At 40.9% G+C, this 26,400-nt stretch carries 18 protein-coding genes, 17 tRNA genes and 3 rRNA genes; 5 read left to right on the top strand and 33 right to left on the bottom strand.

Annotated features, from left to right (window positions below):
- The first annotated feature begins 65 nt into the window (after window positions 1–65).
- Window positions 66–1,340, top strand: coding sequence for an ATP-binding protein (locus tag AC4E8C_RS05910; protein ID WP_490211009.1), 1,275 nt, complete (start codon window positions 66–68; stop codon window positions 1,338–1,340).
- 50 nt (window positions 1,341–1,390) lie between these two features.
- Here the strand turns inward: AC4E8C_RS05910 and AC4E8C_RS05905 are convergent, their stop codons facing one another.
- The 10 genes from AC4E8C_RS05905 to queG all read right to left on the bottom strand — a co-directional run bounded on the left by AC4E8C_RS05905 (window position 1,391) and on the right by queG (window position 12,606).
- The gene (locus AC4E8C_RS05905) at window positions 1,391–2,395 is read right to left on the bottom strand and encodes a CAP domain-containing protein (RefSeq protein WP_490211007.1); all 1,005 of its coding nucleotides are present in this window, start codon (window positions 2,393–2,395) and stop codon (window positions 1,391–1,393) included.
- Window positions 2,396–2,557: 162 nt separating this feature from the next.
- Complete coding sequence (locus AC4E8C_RS05900; RefSeq protein WP_490211006.1) at window positions 2,558–3,280, bottom strand: GntR family transcriptional regulator; 723 nt, start codon at window positions 3,278–3,280, stop codon at window positions 2,558–2,560.
- A gap of 57 nt (window positions 3,281–3,337) precedes the next feature.
- Window positions 3,338–4,093, bottom strand: coding sequence for a glucosamine-6-phosphate deaminase (gene nagB / locus AC4E8C_RS05895; RefSeq protein ID WP_490211004.1), 756 nt, complete (start codon window positions 4,091–4,093; stop codon window positions 3,338–3,340).
- Window positions 4,080–5,279 carry an N-acetylglucosamine-6-phosphate deacetylase gene (nagA, locus tag AC4E8C_RS05890; RefSeq protein WP_490211002.1) on the bottom strand — a complete coding sequence of 400 codons (1,200 nt, stop codon included), beginning with the start codon at window positions 5,277–5,279 and terminating at the stop codon, window positions 4,080–4,082. The genes nagB and nagA overlap by 14 nt, the downstream gene beginning before the upstream one ends.
- Before the next feature lie 194 nt (window positions 5,280–5,473).
- A complete protein-coding gene (gene yhbH / locus AC4E8C_RS05885) occupies window positions 5,474–6,640 on the bottom strand; it encodes a sporulation protein YhbH (protein WP_490211001.1) in 1,167 nt (388 codons plus the stop codon).
- 262 nt (window positions 6,641–6,902) lie between these two features.
- Window positions 6,903–8,798, bottom strand: a complete 1,896-nt coding sequence (locus AC4E8C_RS05880; RefSeq protein ID WP_490211000.1) for a PrkA family serine protein kinase — start codon at window positions 8,796–8,798, stop codon at window positions 6,903–6,905.
- A 372-nt stretch (window positions 8,799–9,170) separates the two neighbouring features.
- The gene (gene nfsA / locus AC4E8C_RS05875) at window positions 9,171–9,920 is read right to left on the bottom strand and encodes an oxygen-insensitive NADPH nitroreductase (RefSeq protein ID WP_490210998.1); all 750 of its coding nucleotides are present in this window, start codon (window positions 9,918–9,920) and stop codon (window positions 9,171–9,173) included.
- A gap of 54 nt (window positions 9,921–9,974) precedes the next feature.
- Complete coding sequence (gene trmL, locus AC4E8C_RS05870) at window positions 9,975–10,448, bottom strand: tRNA (uridine(34)/cytosine(34)/5-carboxymethylaminomethyluridine(34)-2'-O)-methyltransferase TrmL (RefSeq protein ID WP_490210997.1); 474 nt, start codon at window positions 10,446–10,448, stop codon at window positions 9,975–9,977.
- A gap of 63 nt (window positions 10,449–10,511) precedes the next feature.
- Window positions 10,512–11,387 carry an amidase domain-containing protein gene (locus AC4E8C_RS05865; RefSeq protein ID WP_490210996.1) on the bottom strand — a complete coding sequence of 292 codons (876 nt, stop codon included), beginning with the start codon at window positions 11,385–11,387 and terminating at the stop codon, window positions 10,512–10,514.
- An 85-nt stretch (window positions 11,388–11,472) separates the two neighbouring features.
- A complete protein-coding gene (gene queG, locus AC4E8C_RS05860; protein ID WP_490210994.1) occupies window positions 11,473–12,606 on the bottom strand; it encodes a tRNA epoxyqueuosine(34) reductase QueG in 1,134 nt (377 codons plus the stop codon).
- Between the two features lie 107 nt (window positions 12,607–12,713).
- Here queG and AC4E8C_RS05855 point away from each other — a divergent pair, with 107 nt between their 5' ends.
- On the top strand, window positions 12,714–13,385 hold the full coding sequence (locus AC4E8C_RS05855; RefSeq protein ID WP_490210992.1) for a B3/B4 domain-containing protein: 672 nt from the start codon (window positions 12,714–12,716) through the stop codon (window positions 13,383–13,385).
- A gap of 213 nt (window positions 13,386–13,598) precedes the next feature.
- Here the strand turns inward: AC4E8C_RS05855 and AC4E8C_RS05850 are convergent.
- A tRNA-Gly gene (locus AC4E8C_RS05850) sits at window positions 13,599–13,672 on the bottom strand.
- 200 nt (window positions 13,673–13,872) lie between these two features.
- Here AC4E8C_RS05850 and AC4E8C_RS05845 point away from each other — a divergent pair.
- On the top strand, window positions 13,873–14,808 hold the full coding sequence (locus AC4E8C_RS05845) for an NADP-dependent oxidoreductase (RefSeq protein WP_490210990.1): 936 nt from the start codon (window positions 13,873–13,875) through the stop codon (window positions 14,806–14,808).
- Window positions 14,809–14,882: 74 nt separating this feature from the next.
- On the opposite strand, the gene AC4E8C_RS05840 is transcribed toward AC4E8C_RS05845, so the two are convergent.
- The 20 genes from AC4E8C_RS05840 to AC4E8C_RS05745 form a co-directional block, all read right to left on the bottom strand.
- Window positions 14,883–14,964, bottom strand: a tRNA-Leu gene (locus tag AC4E8C_RS05840).
- 23 nt (window positions 14,965–14,987) lie between these two features.
- Window positions 14,988–15,073 (bottom strand) — tRNA-Leu (locus AC4E8C_RS05835).
- A 32-nt stretch (window positions 15,074–15,105) separates the two neighbouring features.
- Window positions 15,106–15,179, bottom strand: a tRNA-Cys gene (locus AC4E8C_RS05830).
- 13 nt (window positions 15,180–15,192) lie between these two features.
- A tRNA-Gly gene (locus tag AC4E8C_RS05825) sits at window positions 15,193–15,267 on the bottom strand.
- 4 nt (window positions 15,268–15,271) lie between these two features.
- Window positions 15,272–15,346, bottom strand: a tRNA-Gln gene (locus AC4E8C_RS05820).
- Window positions 15,347–15,386: 40 nt separating this feature from the next.
- Window positions 15,387–15,462 (bottom strand) — tRNA-His (locus tag AC4E8C_RS05815).
- A gap of 15 nt (window positions 15,463–15,477) precedes the next feature.
- A tRNA-Trp gene (locus tag AC4E8C_RS05810) sits at window positions 15,478–15,551 on the bottom strand.
- 5 nt (window positions 15,552–15,556) lie between these two features.
- Window positions 15,557–15,641: transfer RNA gene (locus AC4E8C_RS05805), tRNA-Tyr, on the bottom strand.
- 30 nt (window positions 15,642–15,671) lie between these two features.
- A tRNA-Thr gene (locus tag AC4E8C_RS05800) sits at window positions 15,672–15,744 on the bottom strand.
- A gap of 15 nt (window positions 15,745–15,759) precedes the next feature.
- Window positions 15,760–15,835 (bottom strand) — tRNA-Phe (locus AC4E8C_RS05795).
- A 6-nt stretch (window positions 15,836–15,841) separates the two neighbouring features.
- A tRNA-Asp gene (locus tag AC4E8C_RS05790) sits at window positions 15,842–15,918 on the bottom strand.
- Window positions 15,919–15,921: 3 nt separating this feature from the next.
- Window positions 15,922–15,995: transfer RNA gene (locus tag AC4E8C_RS05785), tRNA-Met, on the bottom strand.
- A gap of 28 nt (window positions 15,996–16,023) precedes the next feature.
- Window positions 16,024–16,099: transfer RNA gene (locus tag AC4E8C_RS05780), tRNA-Val, on the bottom strand.
- A gap of 3 nt (window positions 16,100–16,102) precedes the next feature.
- A tRNA-Glu gene (locus AC4E8C_RS05775) sits at window positions 16,103–16,177 on the bottom strand.
- A 17-nt stretch (window positions 16,178–16,194) separates the two neighbouring features.
- Window positions 16,195–16,286: transfer RNA gene (locus tag AC4E8C_RS05770), tRNA-Ser, on the bottom strand.
- 7 nt (window positions 16,287–16,293) lie between these two features.
- A tRNA-Asn gene (locus tag AC4E8C_RS05765) sits at window positions 16,294–16,368 on the bottom strand.
- Window positions 16,369–16,382: 14 nt separating this feature from the next.
- Window positions 16,383–16,499, bottom strand: a 5S ribosomal RNA gene (gene rrf / locus AC4E8C_RS05760).
- A gap of 128 nt (window positions 16,500–16,627) precedes the next feature.
- Window positions 16,628–19,565 (bottom strand): 23S ribosomal RNA (locus tag AC4E8C_RS05755).
- 294 nt (window positions 19,566–19,859) lie between these two features.
- Window positions 19,860–21,409: ribosomal RNA gene (locus tag AC4E8C_RS05750) — 16S ribosomal RNA — on the bottom strand.
- Together the 16S, 23S and 5S rRNA genes with 16 tRNA genes alongside form the textbook arrangement of a ribosomal RNA operon.
- A gap of 296 nt (window positions 21,410–21,705) precedes the next feature.
- Window positions 21,706–22,569, bottom strand: coding sequence for a nucleotidyltransferase-like protein (locus tag AC4E8C_RS05745; protein WP_490210988.1), 864 nt, complete (start codon window positions 22,567–22,569; stop codon window positions 21,706–21,708).
- A 148-nt stretch (window positions 22,570–22,717) separates the two neighbouring features.
- Between AC4E8C_RS05745 and AC4E8C_RS05740 the strand changes: the two genes are divergently transcribed.
- Window positions 22,718–23,074 (top strand): YgzB family protein, encoded by a 357-nt coding sequence (locus AC4E8C_RS05740; RefSeq protein ID WP_490212485.1) that lies wholly within the window; start codon window positions 22,718–22,720, stop codon window positions 23,072–23,074.
- An 86-nt stretch (window positions 23,075–23,160) separates the two neighbouring features.
- Here AC4E8C_RS05740 and perR read toward each other — a convergent pair whose 3' ends face one another.
- Window positions 23,161–23,598 carry a peroxide-responsive transcriptional repressor PerR gene (gene perR / locus AC4E8C_RS05735; RefSeq protein ID WP_490210987.1) on the bottom strand — a complete coding sequence of 146 codons (438 nt, stop codon included), beginning with the start codon at window positions 23,596–23,598 and terminating at the stop codon, window positions 23,161–23,163.
- 107 nt (window positions 23,599–23,705) lie between these two features.
- A complete protein-coding gene (locus AC4E8C_RS05730) occupies window positions 23,706–24,260 on the bottom strand; it encodes a cob(I)yrinic acid a,c-diamide adenosyltransferase (protein WP_490210985.1) in 555 nt (184 codons plus the stop codon).
- A gap of 430 nt (window positions 24,261–24,690) precedes the next feature.
- Here AC4E8C_RS05730 and AC4E8C_RS05725 point away from each other — a divergent pair, with 430 nt between their 5' ends.
- On the top strand, window positions 24,691–26,364 hold the full coding sequence (locus AC4E8C_RS05725) for a ribonuclease J (RefSeq protein WP_490210983.1): 1,674 nt from the start codon (window positions 24,691–24,693) through the stop codon (window positions 26,362–26,364).
- Window positions 26,365–26,400 lie beyond the last annotated feature (36 nt).

Raw genomic sequence — 26,400 nt, 5'->3', positions numbered from 1 at the left:
TTGTTGTAAGTTGTGGAAAATCCATGTAAAATTTTCCTATTAGCCCCGTTTGGATGGTGAAGGAAATGGAAATTACGAAACACCTTTTCTTAAATCTTTCCTTATTAATTATTCTCTTATTTATTTGTTTAATGTTTCTTGAAAAATGTAAAAAGCTTTCTCTATCTAAATTTTCATTAATTCTTTTGTTAATTCCAACATTATGGCTTTGTATTCAATTCTCGTACACCCCAGTCCCATACGCAAGGTATGATCTCAGGATTATCCCTTTGGTCCTCGGTGGTCTTTATGTTGGAATTGGTCCCTTGCTTTTCGCTGCAATTTTTATTCTAAGAAGTATATATGGATTAGACTTAGGGTTTGTTCAAACTGTTCTTCTTTATGGTCCAGCTAGTGTAGTACTATGGCGCTTATATCCGTGGTTTTTAAAACAGGCCCCGAATCGAAGGATACTTGTATGCGTTTGTGCTGGAATGACTCTTGGTGTTTTAACCGTCTTTGGTATGAGCTTTAATAATATTTACTCCAATTGGTTTGATGCCTGGTTTGCTTATCTTGTGATCCCTCCGCTTGGGATTGGTATTATTTCATATGGGATTGAATTTGTTAGAAAAAATAATGAAATGCAGCAGCAATTAATTAAGGCAGAAAAATTAAAAGCTGTTGAACAAATGGGAGCGGCTATTTCTCATGAAATACGAAATCCACTAACAGCGGCAAGTGGATTTGTTCAACTACTTCAAGATGACTATCTATCCAGACAAAAAAGAAAAGAGTACCTATTAATTGTTAAAGAAGAATTGGTTTCGGCAGAAAAAGTCATTCAGGATTACTTAACATTTGCAAAACCTTCTTTGGAAACGATCGAAGAGCTAAACGTAAAAAGCGAGCTAAGACAAATTATTAATATTCTTCAACCCTTAGCGAATCAAAATTCTGTAGAAATTATCACTGACTTTTCTGTTATTGGTTTTATTAAAGGAGATGGTCAGAAGTTCCGCCAATGTTTTGTTAATGTTCTTAAAAATGCAATAGAATCAATGCCTAATGGCGGCTATTTAACCATCTCCACCATGTATAGCCAAGCTGATGTATCAATTCAAGTGACAGATACTGGTGTTGGTATGACTAGTGATCAACTTCAGCGATTAGGCGAACCTTTCTATTCTACTAAAGGAAAAAATGGAACTGGCTTAGGAATGATGGTGGTATATAGTATTGTTCGGGCTATGGATGGAACAATCTCAGTAGAAAGTGCAGTAGGAAAAGGGACTTCCCTTCTTTTTAGGTTTCCAACGATTCAGACTATGGTGCATCATCAACAGACCGACAGCATTTGATTGCTGTCGGTCTGTTTTTATATTATCTTAACCCCTTGTGCAATAAATCTTTACTTCCCAATAAACATTTGTGTCCAGTGCTTTCCAGTTTGTTCAAATCCAACACCAATATGTGTATAATTGGCACTTAAAATATTTTTGCGATGACCTTCACTATTCATCCAGGCAGTTACGACTTCTTGTGGTGTCCGTTGCCCTTGAGCAATATTTTCGCCTGCGGATTTATACGTCACACCAAAATCCCTCATCATGTCGAAAGGAGAACCGTAGGTTGGACTCGTATGTGAAAAGTAATTATTTTGTTGCATATCCAATGATTTTTTCTGGGCCACACCGTTAAGCTGTGTATCGGCTTTTAAAGCTGGCAGCCCATTTTTACTGCGTTGAGCATTGGTTAAATCGATAACTTGTTGTACATATTGACTAACTGAACCAGAAGTTTGTGCATTATTTTGTGATTGTTTTGCTGGCGCTTGTTGTGCTGGTGCCTGCTGTGCTGGTGCCTGCTGTGCTGGTGCTTGTTGTGCTGGTGCAGGTGTTGGCTGAGCCGGCTGGGTTACCTTTGGTACTGGTACTGGGGCCGGGGCTGTTGCAATAGGTGTTTGTTGCCCTGTAAAGTTCTGACCTTGTTGCCCCCTATTTACAAACCAATTTCCTTGTCTTGGATTGATGCGGATATACTGATATTTTGCATCGCGAATTAGTACTGCTCTTGTATGCGGATATTGGTTACTATTCAAATTTGTCTGATAGGCAGAAATCATATCATCATTATTTTTATTTATTCTGCTTGTTTTCCGATTATTGAACAGATTTGTATCTAGGTCACTTTCATTGTTGTCCCGATTTGTATAATCCTCGGTTAATGGTCCGTTATGATCAATACCGTCATCCCTGCCATTTCGTACATTAACAATATCGTTATCCCTATTATTTGAATTCATTCCCACTCTATTAGTGGTCTTATCATTTATATCATTACGATCGTTATTGCATGCAGCAAGTCCCATCGTAAGAACTGCGGTTAAAATCAGCCCAATTGATTTTTTTATCAATTTGAAATACCCCCTTTAAAAAAGTTTACTTACGTTCTTATTGTTGATTTTTTCAAGGAAAGTATTTATGGTAATAAACGTATGATAAAGATGAAATAAACAAAAAAAACACCAGATTGATGTAAATCTGGTGTTTTTTTAACATAACCTTAAATATAAATGTTATCGTTTCATATCAATCATAAATTTATAACGGTCCGCTCGATAAACGGATTTAACAAATTCTAGGGTTGCTCCATCTTCAAGGTAGGCATTTCTTTGAATCAGCATTACTGGAGCCCCCTTTGTGATGTTTAAGTTCATCGCTTCATTTTCATTCGCAACGGAGGCCTCTATAATTTGTGAGGCTCTGGCAATTCTTAGGTTTAATTGCTCTTCAACATATGCATAAATAGATTGACTCACAATTTCTTTTGTAAGCCCCTTAATAAGATCGACTGAAATATAGTTTGTTTCTAATGCCATAGGGATATTATCTGCTAAGCGAATCCTTGTAATTTCATACACCGGTTCATTTACGGAAATCTTTAGTTGTCCTGCAATCTGGCTTGTCGCGGGCACAATATCAAAATTATTAAGCTTATTAGCTGGCGTGAATCCTCTCGCCCTCATATCTTCTGTAAAGCTAATAATCCCTTGCAGCGGCTTTTCAATCTTCCGCTCAGCTACAAATGTTCCCTTTCCCTGCTGACGATATAAATAGCCCTCATTGACTAATTGCGTAAAAGCTTGTCTTACTGTCATTCGGCTGATTTGGTACTTTTCAGCATATTCTCTTTCCGGAGGCAGTGAATCTCCTGCTCTTAAGTCACCATTATCAATTAAGCCTTTAATAAGCTCTTCTAACTGATAGTAAATGGGAATAGGGGAATTCTTGTTAATCATTTTCCATATTTCACCCTTCTAAAAATAACTAAAGAATTAAGTATTGAATAATTGATGCTAACCCTGCAGACTGTCAAGAACATTGAATTGTAAACCTGAAACAGCTGCTTTATCCGCAATAATTGTAACATATGGGTGTTGTTTTAACACAGAAGCTGGAAAATTTTCCGTGACATTTTCAGTCAATAATTTAGCCATTGCCTGATTCTTACTTTCACCTGAAACAAGCAGTAGAATTTCTTTGCTTTTCATAATGGTGGAAATCCCCATTGTAATGGCCCTTGTTGGTACTTCTTCGATTTTATTAAAAAATCTTGCATTAGCTTCAATGGTGGATGGAGCTAACTGGATGACGTGGGTTTTGGTATTAAATAATGTGCCTGGTTCATTGAAACCGATATGACCATTACCGCCAATTCCAAGGATTTGCAAATCAATTCCTCCATGTTGGGTTAGTAATTGTTCATACCGGAGGCATTCTTCATCAATATTCAAACTGTCCCCATGCGGGACATGGGTATTTTGTTTATTGATATCAATATGATTAAACAATTGTTCATTCATAAAGTAACGATAACTATTTTTATCTTCACCTGAAAGACCAATATACTCATCCAAGTTAAACGTGGTGACTTGTTGATAAGAAGTCCCATTTTTCTTATGGTCTTCAATTAAATTTTTATAAGTTCCAATAGGAGTTCCACCTGTTGCAAGCCCTAACGTTAGTGTAGGATTTTGACAAATCTTTTCAATTATATATTTTGCAGCTCGCTGACTCATTTCAGTATAATCATTTACTTCAATTATTTTCATTGTGTGTTTCCTCCCTTTTGTAAGCAAGCGCTCCCCGGCAAAATGTCATGTATACCTCCATTTGATCGTCAAGGATGACAATGTCAGCATCCTTCCCAGCTTCTAGGCTGCCTTTTCGATCAAAAATTTTCAATTGCTTTGCTGGATTGACTGAGGCCATTTCAATTGCCTCGGGCAAGGTACATCCCGTAAATGTTATAATATTCTTTACAGCTTGGCCTAGTTTTAAGATACTTCCTGCAAGTGTACCATCGGCAAGAACGGCCTTTCCATCCTGAACTATTACGTTTTGCCCGCCAAGGTCATACATACCATTTTTTAAGCATTTTGCCCGCATGGAATCAGTAATTAAAATCAAGCCTTCGCTATGCTTATTTTTATAGGCAAGATTGACCATCTCAGGGTGAACATGTACCCCGTCTACAATAATTTCTGCGATTAGTTCCTTTCTTAAGAAGGCAGCTCCTACCACTCCAGGTTCTCGGTGATGCAGTCCTCTCATTTGATTATAGAGATGAGTAACATGATTTGCCCCAGCATGTATTGCTTCGTCTACCTCTTCAAACGTTGCGTCAGTATGGCCAATGGAGGCAATAATTCCACTTTCTTTTAAATAGCGTATCAATTCCAGTCCGCCTGGCTGCTCTGGGGCAAGTGTTACAAGTTTAATCGTATGATTGGACTGTCTTTGCCACTCTTTAAACAAAGACAAATTAGGTTCAATAATATACTGTTGTGGTTGTGCCCCTGCCTTATTTGCATTTACAAATGGTCCTTCAAGATGAAGACCAAGTATTTCAGCTTTTCCGTAATCAGCTTGCTCACTAATATATTTACCCGCATTTAATAGGGCTTTTTCGATTTTTTTATCTTCTTGAGTCATAGTGGTAGCTAAAAAACTAGTTGTTCCTTCTTTCGGTAATGCGTTAACCATGGTATCCAATGCATCCGTTGTTGCATCCATTGTATCTGCACCATTTACCCCATGAATATGCATATCGATAAAGCCTGGGACAGCCTTGAATTGAGCCGGAACTTCAATCACTTCAAAATCATCAAGATTTGAAAGTTGCTCCATGGAACCTATTTCCGTTATTTTTTGGTCTTCTATTTTTATATATCCATCTTTGATCACATTATCGTTTGTATAAATTTGTATCCCGATAAGTATGCTAGTCTTAATCATTTTTTGATACTTCCTTTCAGATTATATCTTTATTTTAACCTCTATAAGTATAGTTGTCTATACCAATTATTAACTCAATAGTTTATTTACTATTTATAGTTATTTGTACTAATCGGTTACTTATACCTTTTGAAATTTGCCCTCCTATTCAGGGTACACGGCAAAAAAATCGACAGGTTTTCCTGTCGATTTTTTTATGCATATAATTTGGATTCTTCATTTTGGAAAAAGCTTTTCATGGCATGAAATACATCAGCCTTTTGCTTAAGAATATAATAGCGGAATTGTTCATCTTTGATATTTTTGTATGCTGACATTAAAGTGGAATGGCGATTGTATTGATTCACTTCCCCATATCCAAACATATTGGAAACCTTCATCAATTCTTCAACTAATTTCACGCAACGGGCATTATCTGAGGTGAGATTATCACCGTCTGAAAAGTGGAATGGATAAATGTTGAACTTTCGTGGATTATATTTTGCATCAATTATTTCTAAGGCTTTACGATAGGCTGATGAACAAATGGTTCCACCGCTTTCACCTTTTGAGAAAAAGTCCTCTTCTGAAACTACTTTCGCCTCAGTATGATGCGCGATAAACTCAATTTCTACGGTCTCGTATTTTGTTCGTAAAAAGCGTGTCATCCAGAAGAAAAAGCTGCGGGCCATATATTTTTCCCATATTCCCATACTACCGCTTGTATCCATCATGGCAATGACCACTGCTTTAGAATCTGGTTTAACAACCTCATTCCATGTCTTAAATTTCAAATCGTCCTTATAAATTGGGTGGAAGGCTGGCTTGCCACTCATGGCATTCCGCTTAAAAGCTGACATCATGGTACGTTTTTTATCAATGTTCCCCATTAGCCCAGTTTTTCGAATATCATTAAACTCAATGTTTTCAACTAAATGTTCTGGCTCCTCTTTTTTCTTTAAATTTGGCAGCTCTAGTTGTTTAAATAAGGCTTCTTCTAGTTCCATTAAAGAAACTTCTGCCTCAAAATAATCTTCACCAGCTTGATCTCCTGCGCCTTGGCCTTTACCGGGTCCTTTTTGCGCACTCGAACCGTCCCGTGCCACTACGTCACCGACTTGACTATCACCGTCACCTTGGCCCACGTGTTTGTTTTTATCATAGTTATAACGAATTTTATATTCGTCCAACGACCGAATTGGTATTTTTACCACATCTCGACCATTTGACATGATAATACTCTCTTCTGTAATTAAGTCTGGAAGATTATTGCGAATTGCCTCCTGGACTTTTTCCTGGTGCCGCTGCTGATCATCGTGGCCTTTACGGTGGAGGGACCAATCTTCTCTAGAAATCACAAATTGATGGTTATCGACAGACACTGTAAACCCCTCCTTATAAAATTTTTCTTCCAACTTGCACAAATTTTTAGTAAATACATAGAATAACGCGAGTAAAAAGCAATCAATTAAAAGATGGATTACTTTATCCTATGCAGAAAGAAAGAATAATTTACTAATAATTTCGACAATTAGGTTTTTACCTATAAATACAAGACAAGTTATTTGTAAATAGAATAAACTATAGTAGGAAAAAAAGGGACTGACAGATTCCTTCTGTCAGTCCACCTATTCTAATTCTCAATTATCTATTTAACAGACTTCCTACATAGCGTAACAGTTCATTCGCTGATGTGGAGTTATATCCGTGTTCGTCAATTAACCTCGCAACAACATTATTGATTTTCTTCAATTGCTGCTCATCAGGTGTTTTAGATGAGGTGGTAATTTTGACTACATCCTTAAGATCTGCGAATAATTTCTTCTGGATTGCTTCGCGGAGACGGTCGTGAGAGTTGTAATCAAAGCGCTTGCCCCTTCTAGCATAGGCAGAAATTCGGATTAATATTTCCTCTCTAAATGCTTTTTTGGCATTCTCTGAAATCCCAATTTGTTCTTCAATCGAACGCATCAGCTTTTCATCTGGATTAATTTCCTCCCCAGTTAACTGATCACGAAGCTTCACTTTATTACAATAGGCTTCGACGTTATCAAGATAATTGTTCATTAATGTTATAGCAGATTCTTCGTATGAATAGACAAATGCTTTTTGAACTTCATTCTTAGCAATCGTGTCATACTCTTTCCGTGCTATTCCAATATAATTTAAATACCGTTCTTTTAGCTCTGTGGTGATAGACGGATGCTGATCAAGCCCGTCTTTTAATGACCTTAAAACATCTAAAGCATTAAGAGAAGGCACTTCTTTCCTTATGATTGTCGAGGAAATCCGGTTTATGACATACCGTGGATCAATTCCACTCATTCCTTCATCCGGATACTCCTTCTTAAGCTCATCAACGTCTGAATGATTATATCCTTCCACGTTTTCCCCATCATAGAGGCGCATTTTCTTCACTAAATCAATGTCACCTTTTTTCGGTTCCTTTAAACGAGTTAAAATCGTAAACATTGCGGCCACTTTTAGTGTGTGGGGGGCAATATGAACATCAGACACATCACTTTCACGGATCATTTTTTCATATATTCGTTCTTCTTGGGAAACCTTTAAGTTATACGGAATCGGCATGACAATAATCCTGGAATGGAGTGCTTCATTCTTTTTGTTAGAAATAAATGACCGGTATTCAGTTTCATTCGTGTGAGCGACAATGAGCTCATCGGCTGAAATTAATGCGAACCGGCCGGCTTTGAAATTCCCTTCCTGTGTTAATGACAGTAAGTGCCAAAGGAACTTTTCATCACATTTTAACATTTCCTGGAATTCCATCATACCGCGGTTGGCTTTGTTCAGCTCTCCGTCAAATCGATAGGCTCGAGGATCAGATTCTGAACCAAACTCGGCAATGGTTGAAAAGTCAATGCTTCCGGTTAAATCGGCAATGTCTTGGGATTTTGGATCTGATGGACTAAAGGTCCCGATTCCCGTTCGTTTATCTTCGGAGAAAAAGATTCTCTCCACTAATACATCTTCAATTCTGCCGCCATACTCCTGTTCAAGCCGCATCATATTTAACGGCGATAGATTCCCTTCTATGCGGATGCCATACTCTTCCAAAAAATCACTGCGTAAATGATGTGGAATTAAATGCAGGGGATCTTCATGCATTGGGCATCCCTTAATAGCAAACACAGAACCTCTATCAGTGCGAGAATATTGTTCTAAACCTCTTTTTAACATCGTCACCAGTGTTGATTTACCACCACTAACTGGGCCCATTAACAGTAAGATCCGTTTTCTAACATCAAGCCTTTTCGCTGCTGGATGGAAGTATTCTTCCACAAGACGTTCTAGTGATTCCTCTAAACCAAATAATTGATTACTAAAGAAATTGTACTTTCTCGCCTCTTTTTCCTCTTCAATTCCAGCATCCTTTATCATATTATAAACTCGTGAATGTGCTGATTGTGCAACCCATGGCTTCTCTTTTAGCAACAGCAAATAGTCTCCAAATGATCCTTCCCAACGAAGTTTTTCCTCATTTTCTCGATATGTCTCAATCTTTTTTAAAATATCCATAAGGCCCTCCCCCTGTAGCTTTGTCAGAGACGATTAATATACTCTATGCACTAAGCAACTTGAACATGCGTAACCAATGAGAGTTAGTGTCTATCTTTTTTATTTAGATATTAGGAATATTGCTCTTTTCATTTTTTTAAGTTAGGCTATAATAAAAATATATGTGAAAAATGTATGTCAAGGGGGAATTACATAACATGAATACATTCATCGTTATTTTAGTCATGATTGCATTTTTAGCAGCAATCTTTACAGCAGGATATAATGACAAACCAGGTACAAATAAGTAATCCTGTTTTACCATCTTATCTGCTTCTAATCATGATATTCAATTGTCAATAAAAAATGACTGCCTTAGGTGGCAGTCATTTTTTATTGTTTATCCAGTTTATTACTTTGAATAAACTCCTTCATATACATCCTATTTTTTCTTTCGAGCATATTGGCAATTTGTTCGGTCCAGCGGTCTTTTCTTTGCCCGCCTGTCCGGTTGTCATAGTATTGTGAAATCAATTCATCATATTGAATAAGTTGACTATTATAGATCTCCCTATCTTGCTCATATTCATCCTCATGGTAAATATGCTCAAATGGCAGTCTTGGTTTTTGATCAGTAATGGCAGCCGGGTATCCGACTGCGAGTCCAAATATTGGAATAACTCGATCTGGAATTTTTAACAGTTTTTTTACTTCTTCTAAGTTATTACGGATTCCACCTATGTAACATATTCCTAACCCCATAGACTCAGCGGCCATTACGGCATTTTGTGCAGCTAATGCTGTATCGATTAGAGCGACCATAAATTTTTCTGTACTTTCTAGTGCAGGGGTAACATTTTTTTGCTCTCTTTCCCCAATTACAGTATGTCGATAAAGATCTGCACAGAAAACAAAAAAGTGACCATTTTTTGCAACGTATTCCTGATTCCCAGCTAGTTCAGCTAATCTTTCCTTCTTTTCCTTATCTTTAATTCCTATAATGGAATATGCTTGTATAAAACTAGATGTTGCGGCTGCTTGGGCACAAGATACGATTGTTTTAATCTGCTCATCTGTTAACGGCTTGTCCTCAAAATAACGGATAGAGCGATGATTGAGAATGGTTGCAATGACCTCATTCATGGGCTTTCCTCCTTTCTTTTTTAAAAAGAGACCCATGTTGTGGGCCTCTGTATTTTATTTGAGATGTGGATAGTCTTGTTGCCGCAATGCTTCATAAATAAGAATCGCAGCAGTATTAGATAAATTTAAGGAGCGAATATTTTCATTCATTGGAATTCTCATCACTGTATCCTTATTCTTTTCAATAACATCCTTTGGCAAACCTGTAGTTTCCCGCCCAAAAATAAAATAATAATCTTTAGACGGGTCACTATAATCAAAGTCAGTAAAATGCTTTTGGCCAAACCTCGTTATATAAAAAAACTTTCCACCTGCATTTTTTTCATAAAACTCGTCTAAGGAATCATAGGAAGTAATAGTAACGTATTGCCAATAATCCAATCCCGCTCTTTTTAACATCTTATCATCCGTTGAAAAGCCGAAGGGCCGAATGAGATGTAAACTAGTGTCAGTTCCTGCACAAGTTCGAGCGATGTTGCCAGTATTAGAAGGGATTTGTGGCTGATATAAAACTATATGGTTAGACAAAAAATTCACCTCTGATAAAAACTCTAAAGGCAATTATACCACTCTGACTTATGCTTTCAAGAATCATGCGTCCATGATGGAATAAAATTTATATTTGATATTGGGTGTATAGGCCGATGAGTCCTCATATGCCCAGTACCGCATCCGGCTATTATACGTATGGGCATTCACTAAAGGCATTCCATCAGCATCTTTACCTGTAACAATGGTATTATGGTTAAACCGTCCATCCCCTTCAAAATCATAGCAAATAACGTCTCCCAATAATAACTGCTCAGGGCTACTGACTTCCCTAGCCCTTAAGCCACTTTTGGAATTAGGTAAGTATAAGCGCAGAGAATTGGCAATGGCCCAACTATAGCTCCAGTTATTTGTTCGTAACCACCAGCCGGAACCACGATTAGGATAGCCTCTCATCGGTGCCCCGCCAACATGCAGACATTGGGAGATAAAGTTAGTACAATCATTTTCAAATTTTTTATATGCAGGATTATAGCTGTTCCACCAGCGTTCCGCGTATTGGACAGCTTTCAAACGATTATATTGATAGCTCAACCGTTCATCATAGTCAGGAAGGTCAGGTAGAATGGGTTCATGATCTAAATCTTGGTCAAGGTTCGGAACGATTTCCTCATCCATCACCAATGCTTCTTTATAAAACTTAGCCACTCTGTCTTCCAATTCTTCTTCCATATATATTTTGTCCTTTTGCTTTATTAAATACTGATAATGGGTTTGGTAGTGTATCGTTTGAAATTCCTCTTCAGTGGATACCTCCATTATTTTTCCTGCTGCCTTTACTTTTACAATTTCTGCAGACCTTTTTGCTAGTAAAGCTAGTTTCTGTTCAGCTTTAGGAAAAAATATTTTTAGGTTTCGCTTATTGGAAACAAATTGATCTAATCTCTTTTCAAATAAATCCTGAAGTAGTTCTTGCATTAATACTCCTCCCCTCTTTTCATTCATATGAGGGGAGAAAGAAATTAACCATAAAAAAAGGGCTAAACCAAAATTGGTTTGGTCCTTATCCTTGAATGAGGCTTAATCCCTTTTCAATTTCTGTTTGGACATTACTATCTGATTCACTGTCTTTTGCTTTTAATAATGCCGCACGAGCGGTCATTCCGCCAATCTTTCCTAATGCCCAGGCAGCGGTTCCTCTTGAAACTGGACTTGCTTCATTTTCTAATACTTTGATTAAGTCAGGTATGGCCGTTTCATCTTTAAAATGGGCAAGTGCAATGATTGCATTCCGTTGGATTGGCTTTTTTCCTCTCCATGATCCTGAAACAGTGCCAAACTTATTTTTAAATTCACGATTGCTTAAAGTTAGGATAGGTTTTAATAACGGTTTTGTTACTTCCGGATCTGATTCCATTTCACTATGAAAGTGAAAGTTTTTCCCCTTATTCGCCGGGCACGCTGTTTGACAGGAATCACAGCCATAGACACGGTTACCAATCTTCTCCCTAAATTCGTCTGGGATAAATCCTTTTGTTTGTGTTAAGAAGGAAATACAACGCTGAGCATTAATCTGTCCGCCTTGGACCAAAGCTCCTGTTGGACATGCCTCTAAACATTTAGTGCAAGAACCACATTGGTCTTCGATTGGAGTGTCAGACTCAAAAGGGATACTTGTAATCATTTCACCAATATAAACATATGAGCCAAATTCAGGAGTAATAATCGCACAGTTCTTCCCGCTCCAGCCAATCCCCGCGCGTTCTGCAACAGCTCGATCGGAAAGTTCTCCCGTATCGACCATTGATTTTAAGCGTGCCTCAGGGACCTTCAATAAAATAAAATCCTCCAGCTTTTTAAGTCTGTCCTTAAGGATATGATGATAATCAAGTCCCCAGGAGGATCTGCTAAATATGCCCCTCCTCTCACCCTTCTTGCCTTTCACCGATTCTGTCATTTTGGATGGGTAGGCTAAGGCAATTGAAATGATCGAACGTGGTTCTTCAAGCAGCATTGAAGGTGTGACACGTTTATCAATATCCGGTTCTTCAAAACCCGATTGATAGCCGAGTTCCTGCTGTCTCACTAATCTATTTTTCAATTCCATAAATGGCTCAGCCGTTGTAAAACCAATTTTATCAATTCCAATTTCTTTACTGTAGCTGATAAGTTCTGCTTTGAATTTACTTACATCCACCTGAATCCCTCCTCTCTACCATTGTTCATCTATTTAAGTTGTTAAAGTTATTAGTAGCACATCTATTTATGATAAACTATTTTCAATAAATTTTGGAGGTGGAATGGTTGGAAATTCAACTTTCATCAGTGATTACTGAGCTTTTTCCTCATTTTAAGCTTGGGGTAATTGAATACCATAATATAACGGTAGGATCTTCACCTCAAATGATTAAAGGCAGGCTCCAGCTTTTTCAAGAATCAATCTTTTTTGATTTAGAAGATGCTCATGTTACAGACCTGCCTGGCATACAAGAATGGCGAGCCATTTTTAAAACAATTGGTAAAGACCCCAACCGCTATCGGCCTTCTTCTGAAGCATTATTTCGCAGAGTTCAAAAACAAAATTATCTTTCTTCTGTTCACAGTGCGATTGATATTAATAATTTTTTCTCCTTGCAGTATCAAGTGCCAATTGGCATCTACGATCTTGATTTAATGCAGGGACCAGTGGAAACCCGTATCGGTGAAGCGGGTGAGTCGTACTTGGGTCTTAACGGAAGAACGAACTCCTTAGACCAACTTATTATAGCTTCTGATCAACTCGGACCGTTTGGAAGTCCTTTTGTCGACTCCGAAAGAACCCAAGTAACAGTTGCTACTAAAAATGCCATGCAGCTCATTTACCTGCGACCCACGACTGATTACGAAAAGGCTCAAAAGCTCACTGAATCATTAATGAACATGTTTACTCAGGTCCATGGGGGAGATAGTTCCTTCAAAATTATTGGATGCCGTTAGGGGCATCTTTTTTTATATAAAGTTAAGTAACATAGTTGATTATTAGGATTATTCCTTCATAGACTTGATGAAAGACTAATCAGGCGAGTTTCCGATGCGATTAGTCCCTCATTGGCTGGATGCAAAATCAACATCTTCTTTTACAAAGCCAATATAAAAAAACGCAATGCATCGTTCTCTTATGTAACGATACACTGCGTTAGTTAATATGTATGGAGCGGGTGATGGGAATCGAACCCACTACATCAGCTTGGAAGGCTGAGGTTTTACCAGTAAACTACACCCGCATTTTTGTTGAAATATGTGTCAAAGTGATGAATGAACTGACTTAAATAATATTACACATTACTACGTTAATCGTCAAGTAGATTTTGCGAAATTTGTCGATTTTTCATTCTAGTGAATAAAAATGCTCCCTTTGAATGGATTTGAAAGACCCAATTTGAACATATTATGAGGGTTATCTATAGTTATTTAGGAGGTTGCTATGAAAGCAATTATTATTGATGAATATGGCGGGAAAGACCAGATAAAGGAAAGGGAGATTCAAAAACCTTCACCTGGACAAGATCAAGTAATTATTAAGCTCCATGCCAGCTCTATAAACCCTATCGATTGGAAGCTGCGTGAAGGATATTTAAGAGGAATGCTGCCTTTTGAATTTCCAATTATATTAGGCTGGGATGCAGCTGGGACAGTCGATATGCTTGGTGAAAATGTCCTTAATTTTAAAAAAGGTGATCGGGTATTTGCCAGACCAGAAACAACTAATAGAGGAACCTATGCAGAATATACCGCCGTTGACGCTCATCTGCTCGCAAAAATTCCCGATTCAATAAGTTTTGAAGAAGCAGCTTGTGTTCCACTCGCTGGATTAACGGCATGGCAATGCCTTTTTGATTTTGGACAAGTCAAACGAGGTGATAAGGTGCTGATTCATGCAGGAGCCGGCGGCGTTGGAACATTTGCCATTCAATTTGCTAAAAATGCCGGTGCCTATGTTGCCACAACAGCAGGAACCCATAATATCGAATTTTTAAAATCACTTGGTGCAGATGTGGTTATTGATTATAAAAAAGAGGATTTTGAAACAGTTCTTCACGATTTTGATTTTGTACTTGATTCCTTAGGAGGAGAGAATCAGGAAAAGAGCTTTAGCATTCTAAAGGAAGGCGGAAAACTAGCATCTATTGTTTCTGAACCAGACAAAGAAAAAGCTGGAATGAAAAAAATAGAATCCAGATTGGTTTGGCTTATTCCAAACGGAGAACAGCTAGGAATAATCGCTGACCTGTTAGAGCAAAAGAAAGTTAAAGTCATTATCGGACACAGATTCCCCTTAAGTGAGGAGGGAATTAAAGAGGCTCACGCCCTTAGTGAAAGCCACCATGCCAAGGGGAAAATTGTTATTAATATAAGTTAAAATAAAGAAATAAAAAACGTCCCTTACAAAATGTAAGGGACGCTTTTCCCACTGCTTGGCAAGCAGTCTCATTATACCGGTGGTCGGGGTCGAACCGACACTCCTCACGGAACACGATTTTGAGTCGTGCGCGTCTGCCAATTCCGCCACACCGGCGTAATTAATTTTTTGTAAAGCAATGCCGAGGACCGGAATCGAACCGGTACGGTAGTCACCTACCGCAGGATTTTAAGTCCTGTGCGTCTGCCAGTTCCGCCACCCCGGCGTATTAAAAAAACTGGACTTATTAAATCAATATGGAGGCGGCAACCGGATTCGAACCGGTGGTAAAGGTTTTGCAGACCTCTGCCTTACCACTTGGCTATGCCGCCATATAAGATATATTGGAGCGGAAGACGGGATTCGAACCCGCGACCCCCACCTTGGCAAGGTGATGTTCTACCACTGAACTACTTCCGCAAATTGGCTGGGCTAGCTGGATTCGAACCAACGCATGTCGCAGTCAAAGTGCGATGCCTTACCGCTTGGCTATAGCCCAATGTTAATATATATTAGTTCTATATTCAAGATAAATTTTATGGGGCGGCTGATGGGAATCGAACCCACGAATGCCTGAACCACAATCAGGTGCGTTAACCACTTCGCCACAGCCGCCATAATAAAATTGTTTGGCAGGGGTAGTAGGAATTGAACCCACACCAAAGGTTTTGGAGACCTTCGTTCTACCTTTAAACTATACCCCTATAAATGGTGGAGGGGGACGGATTCGAACCGCCGAACCCGGAGGGAGCGGATTTACAGTCCGCCGCGTTTAGCCACTTCGCTACCCCTCCACATATAATATTCATTTTGCCAGCAACAAGTGCCGACGAGAGGAATCGAACCCCCAACCTACTGATTACGATTCAGTTGCTCTACCAATTGAGCTACATCGGCAAAAGCTAAAATAAATGGTGGCTCAGGACGGAATCGAACCGCCGACACAAGGATTTTCAGTCCTTTGCTCTACCGACTGAGCTACTGAGCCAACATATGGCGGTCTGGACGGGACTCGAACCCGCGACCTCCTGCGTGACAGGCAGGCATTCTAACCAACTGAACTACCAGACCATATTGCGGGGACAGGATTTGAACCTGTGACCTTCGGGTTATGAGCCCGACGAGCTACCGGACTGCTCCACCCCGCGACAATAATAATATTGCTATTTAAAATTATGGTGGAGGATGACGGGATCGAACCGCCGACCCTCTGCTTGTAAGGCAGATGCTCTCCCAGCTGAGCTAATCCTCCAAATGGTGACCCCTACGGGACTCGAACCCGTGTTACCTCCGTGAAAGGGAGGTGTCTTAACCGCTTGACCAAGGGGCCAGATAATAATTATTTTATGGCGGAGAGCAAGGGATTTGAACCCTTGAGACAGGGTTACCCGCCTACACGATTTCCAATCGTGCTCCTTCGGCCACTCGGACAGCTCTCCATAAAAATGGCTCCGCAGGTAGGACTCGAACCTACGACCGATCGGTTAACAGCCGATAGCTCTACCACTGAGCTACTGCGGAATAATAAGATTACAGCCTGGCAACGTCCTACTCTCACAGGGACGCGTGTCCCAACTACCATCGGCGCTGAGAAGCTTAACTTCCGTGTTCGGTATGGGAACGGGTGTGACCTTCTCGCCTTAATTACCAGACTATTTATTCGACACTATTTTATTATAATGTCTTTTTCATATTTTTCAAGAGAAAATTGAAATTTTTTCATTCCCTCAAAACTAGATAATGCAGAAGAAGTTTGTAAAATCGAATTCACCTAATATAAATGGTTAAGTCCTCGAACGATTAGTATCAGTCAGCTCCACATGTCGCCATGCTTCCACCTCTGACCTATCAACCTGATCATCTTTCAGGGTTCTTACTAGCTTGACGCTATGGGAAATCTCATCTTGAGGGGGGCTTCATGCTTAGATGCTTTCAGCACTTATCCCGTCCGCACATAGCTACCCAGCGATGCCTTTGGCAAGACAACTGGTACACCAGCGGTGCGTCCATCCCGGTCCTCTCGTACTAAGGACAGCTCCTCTCAAATTTCCTGCGCCCACGACGGATAGGGACCGAACTGTCTCACGACGTTCTGAACCCAGCTCGCGTACCGCTTTAATGGGCGAACAGCCCAACCCTTGGGACCGACTACAGCCCCAGGATGCGATGAGCCGACATCGAGGTGCCAAACCTCCCCGTCGATGTGGACTCTTGGGGGAGATAAGCCTGTTATCCCCGGGGTAGCTTTTATCCGTTGAGCGATGGCCCTTCCATGCGGAACCACCGGATCACTAAGCCCGACTTTCGTCCCTGCTCGACTTGTAGGTCTCGCAGTCAAGCTCCCTTGTGCCTTTACACTCTACGAATGATTTCCAACCATTCTGAGGGAACCTTTGGGCGCCTCCGTTACTCTTTAGGAGGCGACCGCCCCAGTCAAACTGCCCACCTGACACTGTCTCCCACCCCGATAAGGGGTGCGGGTTAGAATTTCAATACAGCCAGGGTAGTATCCCACCGACGCCTCCACCGAAGCTAGCGCTCCGGCTTCTCAGGCTCCTACCTATCCTGTACAAGCTGTACCAAAATTCAATATCAGGCTACAGTAAAGCTCCACGGGGTCTTTCCGTCCTGTCGCGGGTAACCTGCATCTTCACAGGTACTATAATTTCACCGAGTCTCTCGTTGAGACAGTGCCCAGATCGTTACGCCTTTCGTGCGGGTCGGAACTTACCCGACAAGGAATTTCGCTACCTTAGGACCGTTATAGTTACGGCCGCCGTTTACTGGGGCTTCGATTCAGAGCTTCGCTTGCGCTAACCCCTCCTCTTAACCTTCCAGCACCGGGCAGGCGTCAGCCCCTATACTTCGCCTTGCGGCTTCGCAGAGACCTGTGTTTTTGCTAAACAGTCGCCTGGGCCTATTCACTGCGGCTCTTCGAGGCTATGAACCTCAAAGAGCACCCCTTCTCCCGAAGTTACGGGGTCATTTTGCCGAGTTCCTTAACGAGAGTTCTCTCGCTCACCTTAGGATTCTCTCCTCGCCTACCTGTGTCGGTTTGCGGTACGGGCACCTTTTATCTCGCTAGAGGCTTTTCTTGGCAGTGTGGAATCAGGAACTTCGGTACTAAATTTCCCTCGCTGTCACAGCTCAGCCTTCACGGTGAACGGATTTTCCTATTCACCAGCCTAACTGCTTAGACGCGCATATCCAACAGCGCGCTTACCCTATCCTCCTGCGTCCCCCCATCACTCAAACGATAAAGAGGTGGTACAGGAATATCAACCTGTTGTCCATCGCCTACGCCTTTCGGCCTCGGCTTAGGTCCCGACTAACCCTGAGCGGACGAGCCTTCCTCAGGAAACCTTAGGCATTCGGTGGATGAGATTCTCACTCATCTTTCGCTACTCATACCGGCATTCTCACTTCTAAGCGCTCCACCAGTCCTTACGGTCTAGCTTCAACGCCCTTAGAACGCTCTCCTACCACTGACACCTGATGGTGTCAATCCACAGCTTCGGTGATACGTTTAGCCCCGGTACATTTTCGGCGCAGAGTCACTCGACCAGTGAGCTATTACGCACTCTTTAAATGGTGGCTGCTTCTAAGCCAACATCCTGGTTGTCTAAGCAACTCCACATCCTTTTCCACTTAACGTATACTTTGGGACCTTAGCTGGTGGTCTGGGCTGTTTCCCTTTTGACTACGGATCTTATCACTCGCAGTCTGACTCCCACGGATAAGTCTTTGGCATTCGGAGTTTGTCTGAATTCGGTAACCCGATGAGGGCCCCTAGTCCAAACAGTGCTCTACCTCCAAGACTCTTACTACGTGAGGCTAGCCCTAAAGCTATTTCGGAGAGAACCAGCTATCTCCAAGTTCGATTGGAATTTCTCCGCTACCCACACCTCATCCCCGCACTTTTCAACGTGCGTGGGTTCGGGCCTCCATCCAGTGTTACCTGGACTTCACCCTGGACATGGGTAGATCACCTGGTTTCGGGTCTACGACCACATACTCAATTCGCCCTATTCAGACTCGCTTTCGCTGCGGCTCCGTCTTTTCAACTTAACCTTGCATGGGATCGTAACTCGCCGGTTCATTCTACAAAAGGCACGCCATCACCCATGAACGGGCTCTGACTACTTGTAGGCACACGGTTTCAGGAACTATTTCACTCCCCTTCCGGGGTGCTTTTCACCTTTCCCTCACGGTACTGGTTCACTATCGGTCACTAGGGAGTATTTAGCCTTGGGAGATGGTCCTCCCTGCTTCCGACCGGATTTCTCGTGTCCGGCCGTACTCAGGATCCACTCAGGAGGGAACGAAGTTTCAACTACAGGGTTTTTACCTTCTATGACGGACCTTTCCAGATCGCTTCATTTACCCCGTTCCTTTGTAACTCCATGTTGAGTGTCCTACAACCCCAAGAGGCAAGCCTCTTGGTTTGGGCTATGTCCCGTTTCGCTCGCCGCTACTCAGGGAATCGCGTTTGCTTTCTCTTCCTCCGGGTACTTAGATGTTTCAGTTCCCCGGGTATGCCATCAATACCCTATGTATTCAGGTAAAGATACTGCTCCATTACGAGCAGTGGGTTCCCCCATTCGGAAATCTCCGGATCAAAGCTTACTTACAGCTCCCCGAAGCATATCGGTGTTAGTCCCGTCCTTCATCGGCTCCTAGTGCCAAGGCATTCACCGTGCGCCCTTTCTAACTTAACCTAAAAGGTTATTTCTCTTAATTACTTAAGAGAGAAAACTAAAATGGCGATTACTCGATGTTTTCTTGCTTCTTCTTACGATTATCTAGTTTTCAAGGAACAAGGCTACTGACTTCAATCACATCGTGAATGAACTTCAGAGCGTTACTTCATGCTGCCTTGCGACGAGCTGAGGGATTACTTCCTCGAGCTACTGCGGCGCAGGAGCAATTGAATTGAGAGATTGCACTCTCAAAACTAAACAAACAAAAAGCGGTCAACTTTTATCAGTCCACAAGGACTGCATATTCCTTAGAAAGGAGGTGATCCAGCCGCACCTTCCGATACGGCTACCTTGTTACGACTTCACCCCAATCATCTGTCCCACCTTAGGCGGCTGGCTCCTTACGGTTACCCCACCGACTTCGGGTGTTACAAACTCTCGTGGTGTGACGGGCGGTGTGTACAAGGCCCGGGAACGTATTCACCGCGGCATGCTGATCCGCGATTACTAGCGATTCCGGCTTCATGTAGGCGAGTTGCAGCCTACAATCCGAACTGAGAATGGTTTTATGGGATTGGCTAGGCCTCGCGGCTTTGCTGCCCTTTGTACCATCCATTGTAGCACGTGTGTAGCCCAGGTCATAAGGGGCATGATGATTTGACGTCATCCCCACCTTCCTCCGGTTTGTCACCGGCAGTCTCCTTAGAGTGCCCAACTGAATGCTGGCAACTAAGAACAAGGGTTGCGCTCGTTGCGGGACTTAACCCAACATCTCACGACACGAGCTGACGACAACCATGCACCACCTGTCACTCTGTCCCCCGAAGGGGAACGTCCTATCTCTAGGAGTGTCAGAGGATGTCAAGACCTGGTAAGGTTCTTCGCGTTGCTTCGAATTAAACCACATGCTCCACCGCTTGTGCGGGCCCCCGTCAATTCCTTTGAGTTTCAGCCTTGCGGCCGTACTCCCCAGGCGGAGTGCTTAATGCGTTAGCTGCAGCACTAAGGGGCGGAAACCCCCTAACACTTAGCACTCATCGTTTACGGCGTGGACTACCAGGGTATCTAATCCTGTTTGCTCCCCACGCTTTCGCGCCTCAGCGTCAGTTACAGACCAGAAAGCCGCCTTCGCCACTGGTGTTCCTCCACATCTCTACGCATTTCACCGCTACACGTGGAATTCCGCTTTCCTCTTCTGCACTCAAGTCCCCCAGTTTCCAATGACCCTCCACGGTTGAGCCGTGGGCTTTCACATCAGACTTAAAGGACCGCCTGCGCGCGCTTTACGCCCAATAATTCCGGACAACGCTTGCCACCTACGTATTACCGCGGCTGCTGGCACGTAGTTAGCCGTGGCTTTCTGGTTAGGTACCGTCAAGGTACCGGCAGTTACTCCGGTACTTGTTCTTCCCTAACAACAGAGCTTTACGACCCGAAGGCCTTCATCGCTCACGCGGCGTTGCTCCATCAGACTTTCGTCCATTGTGGAAGATTCCCTACTGCTGCCTCCCGTAGGAGTCTGGGCCGTGTCTCAGTCCCAGTGTGGCCGATCACCCTCTCAGGTCGGCTACGCATCGTCGCCTTGGTGAGCCGTTACCTCACCAACTAGCTAATGCGCCGCGGGCCCATCTGTAAGTGTCAGCGTAAACCGACTTTCAGCTTTTCCTCATGAGAGGAAAAGAATTATCCGGTATTAGCATCGGTTTCCCGATGTTATCCCAGTCTTACAGGCAGGTTGCCCACGTGTTACTCACCCGTCCGCCGCTAACTCTCAAAAGCAAGCTTTTGAAAGTCCGCTCGACTTGCATGTATTAGGCACGCCGCCAGCGTTCGTCCTGAGCCAGGATCAAACTCTCCAATGAAGTTGAGTTGATTAGCTCATAAATGTTGCGTTGGCTTAGTTTCATACGAAACTAATATTATTGTTTGTTGACGTTTTTGTTTGTTTAGTTTTCAAAGAACAATTGTTTATCACTCTCACAAGCGACTTTATTAATATAACATAAAGGCGTTTGTGATGTCAATAACTTTTTTTATAATAACCGTCACTTACGAAAGCTTTAATAGATGGCATCGCAGCGACGGTTATTAATATACCAAGTATTTATAAAAAGGTCAATACGTTTTATTGCTTTTTTACAATAATTTTTAAAAAGAATCATTTCGCACGATAACACCTATGAAAAACACCATGTCCTTTTGTTTCAATATTGACTACTTTAATCACATGTTTTTCAATTAAAAACTCCAGCAGCACTGCTAAATCAACAGAATAAGGAATTAGTTCTTTTTCATTCATAATTTCATTAAACATCCAATATTCTTTCCCACTTAAAACCTCTAATAAATGTGCCGTCCCAATATTCGTTCGAGAATGGATCATAAACTCACTAGCAAGGAACAAAAGCTCAAGTCTCTTCTCTAGCGTTTCTTCGCTATTAACCAACTCTTCATATAATTTATAGATTTCAGGTTCTATTTGTTTTACTTGCTGCCAAACAGTGAGTTCCGGATGAAGACCGTTTTCAATTACAGCTAATCTAGCAAGATGATGCAAGGAATGAACAACATGATTATATGCATCCAAAAATTGTTTACTCTCAAATAAAGCTTTCCCATCTACATACCGACGAATTAATTTAGCAAACTCCAAACCCATCTTAATTTTCCGTCCGTTAAACGGAAATTCTCGAAGTTCTGTTTTTAAATCTGCTACGAATTCATTTCGATCAAAAAGAATTTTTGCCTCATGAATCCATTCAAAAATTTTTCTATTCGTTCCTAGTAAAAGCCATTCTTGCAGCTTCGATTCCGCAATGATATGCATGGCCGCCTTTTTGTCGTCATACGAATAGTGCTTAATAAATACTGGCTTGTCTGCCTCTTTAACTATAATTAACAAGATTACATCAAACGAATCTGTTATATGACTGGATATTGTTTTTTTTTCAATCAACAAAACTCCAAGAGTATTGGATTGACTCGCCCTTTCTTGATAGATAGGCCGAAGAATGTCTTCCATTCATCATTCCTCCATTTTTTCAGGTAAGCATAATAAGTTCGACACAGGCAGGAAATTTCCTTCTTTTGACGAAACATTTTTCGACATTCTTTGCATCGTGTTTTTTCTTAGAATCTAAATATGGTATAGTTTTCTCAAGGGAGGGAATATCTTGGCAAAGCATTCGAGTAAAATAAATAAAATTCGTACCTTCGCATTATCATTAATTTTTATTGGTTTTATTGTTATGTACATAGGTATTTATTTTCGAACTTCACCTATTATTATGACCATTTTTATGCTGCTAGGTCTGCTTTTTATTATTGCTAGTACTGTTGTTTATTTCTGGATTGGCATGTTATCAACCAAGACCATTCAAGTAAAGTGTCCTAACTGTGGAAAAATGACAAAAATGCTTGGAAGAGTGGATATGTGCATGTACTGTCGTGAGCCATTAACCATGGACCCTAAACTCGAAGGTAAACAATTTGATGAAACATATAATTCTAAAAAAGGGAAAAAATAAAGAGAGGATGACATTACCTAAAAGGCTTTTTGCCTAAAGGTTTAGTCATCCTCCTTTTTTGTCTCAATTAATTTACCGTTCCAAAATCAATGAACCTCTTTACTTGCACACTCTGGACAAGCGCCGTAAATTTCCATACGGTGATTCTCGACTTTAAAGCCCGTAACATGGGAAGCAAGATGCTCCACTTCATCTAAACCTGGATAATGGAAATCCACAATCTTACCACAATGCTCACAAATAACATGATAATGTTGTGTTGTCACAAAATCAAAACGTGCGGATGCATCACCATACGTTAATTCCTTTACAAGACCCACTTCACGAAATACTCGTAAATTATTGTAAACCGTCGCCACACTCATATTAGGAAATTTACCTTCTAATGCTTTATAAATCTCATCTGCAGTTGGATGTGACATTGAGTTTATTAAATATTCAAGTATCGCATGACGTTGCGGAGTAATTCTCACCCCAGTGTCCTTAAGGGTATCCAACGCTTCTTTTAATTGATTCATCGCCATGCACCTTCTTTCTAAAAGATATTATTAAATTATAATTGTTATAATTAATTTTACTAATTGATTTGTACTTTTGTCAATATTGTTATCTAACTAACTTACAAATATATCTAATGATCTCCATGCAAAGATTGTTCAACTGCTCCAAGTTGTTGATTTACATACCTGGCTGTCACAAACAATAAATCTGATAAACGATTCAAATAAGCTAACACAAGCGGGTTTACATCTTCACCTAATGAAACTGCACACCGTTCGGCTCTCCTTGCTATAGTTCGGGCTACATGAAACGCTGCGCCAGCCGGATGTCCTCCTGGCAGGATAAAATTCATTAATAGCGGCAACGATTGTTCCCATTCATCTATTTGTCCTTCTAAAAACGTTATATCGGAAGCAGCTAGAGACCATTTAACTTCCTTCCCTTTTGGGGTTGCTAATTCAGCTCCAACATGAAAAAGGTTTGTTTGTATTTTATGATATACCTTTTCAATTATTTCTTTCCCTTGAAAATGTTCCTTGCTTAAATAGCTTAAAGCCAATCCAATCATTGAATTGGCTTCATCTACTGTACCGTATGCTTCAACCCGTAAATCATTCTTAGAAACCCTTTGTCCATAAATTAGAGAAGTGGTTCCCTTATCTCCGGTTTTTGTATATATTTTCATTTTTATACCTCCATCACAACATGTTGTTGACTCTTTCTTACTACTTTATGTATTCATGGTATTACATACATTTCTTTAATCTTTACTGAATATATTTTTCTCCATCATATCACCTGTTAAGCAAAAAAAAGAATAGTTTTCACCTTGATTATAGATAAAATTTTCATAAAATTGAAACTCCTCCCTTTTTCCATAAAAAAAGGGGTCACTTTGACCCCAATAACTTACCTGAGGAGGTATGCCCTAATAAAATGATATTCAATTGTCACTTACATGCATTGGACAAATGCCTTTCTTAATAAAAATAGGCTTTAAAAAGGCAAGTTAATCTTTATAATAATGGATCCTATTCTCTAAATTTGGAGCTACATCAAAATAAACCAAAAAGGGAATAATACTATTATTATTTACTGAGTTGGGAGGAAATGATTTGACGAATACAGAAAAAGCCTTATCAATATTAGCTTTAGGCGGTATTAATGAAATTGGAAAAAACATGTATGTTATTCAGTATGCAGATGATATCTTCATAGTCGACTGTGGAGGAAAATTTCCTGATGAAAGCTTACTAGGTATTGATTTAATTATCCCTGATATTACTTACCTGGAAGAAAATCAAGAAAAAATAAGGGCTTTGATTGTAACCCATGGACATGAAGATCATATTGGCGGTGTTCCCTATTTTCTAAGGAAATTAAATGTACCCATTTATGCTACTCGTTTTACTTTAGGACTAATTGAATTAAAACTAGATGAGCACCGGTTAAGAGGAAACACTGAACTTATTCCGATCCATTCTGATTCAAATCTAAACTTCGGACAAGTGCAGGTATCATTTTTCAAAGTAAGCCATAGTATACCGGATTGTCTTGGTATTGTTTTTCATACACCTGAAGGGAATGTTGTACATACTGGGGACTTCAAGTTTGACTTAACTCCAGCAAACCATCAGTTTCCGGAAATTCACAAAATGGCTGGTATAGGTCAGGAAGGTGTACTAGTTTTGATTTCTGAAAGTACGAATGCTGAACGTAAGGGATTAACCCCCTCCGAGCAAATGGTGGGAGATCATTTGTACGAAGCATTCACGAAAGCTCAAGGAAAACTCTTTGTCTCAACATTCGCTTCGAATGTGAATCGTCTTCAGCAAGTTGTCGAAGCAGCAATCAAAACGAACCGCAAGCTTGCGCTCCTTGGCCGGAGTATGGTGAATGTCGTTTCTGTTGCGATTGAACGGGGATATTTAAATGTTCCTGAAGGGATGCTTATAGAAGCAAATGAAGTCGACAGGCTGGCTCCAGAAAAGGTTGTCATCCTTTGTACCGGAAGTCAAGGGGAACCAATGGCTGCCCTTTCACGGCTCGCTAGTGGAAACTATCGGGATGTTTCCATTTATCCTGGAGACACCGTTATTTTAGCGGCCTCACCCATCCCGGGGAATGAGAAAGATGTTTCCCGGATCGTCGACAACTTATTCCAATTAGGCGCTAAAGTGATCTATGGGTCGGGAAGTTCAACTGGAATGCATGTTTCAGGTCACGGCTATCAAGAAGACTTGAAGCTTATGCTTACACTAATGAAACCTACCTATTTCATCCCTATTCATGGGGAGTATCGGATGCTGCATCACCACCGTCTGTTAGCTGAATCAGTTGGGGTAGAAAAAGGGAATACCTTTATAATAAAAAATGGAGATGTCGTAGACGTTCAAAACCAGGTTGCACGTAAAACCCGAACCGTTCCGGCTGGTGACACCTACGTAGATGGGATGGGTGTTGGGGATGTGGGGGAGATTGTGTTACGTGATAGAAAGCATCTGTCCGAAGATGGCATGCTCGTCATTGTGATTACCATTAGCAAGGGAGACCGAAAAATTATCTCCGGACCGGACACGATTACTCGTGGTTTTGTATATGCAAGAGGTTCAGATGATCTCCTTAAGGAAGTTAACCGGCTTGCTAAAAAAACAGTCCATGATTTGCAAGCAGATAATGTTAGGCAATGGAATGTTATTAAGCAGAATCTTAAAAAAGCGATTGGACAATATTTATTCTCACAAACGAAAAGAAGACCGATGATCCTTCCGATTATTATTGAAATATAAAATATTATAACTTATGAAGATAATGAAAAAAGGATG

The sequence above is a fragment of the Neobacillus sp. SRL179 genome (assembly GCF_984799095.1).
The sequence above is the reverse complement of the archived record's forward strand: the minus strand, read 5'-3'. Positions and strand labels throughout refer to the sequence as shown.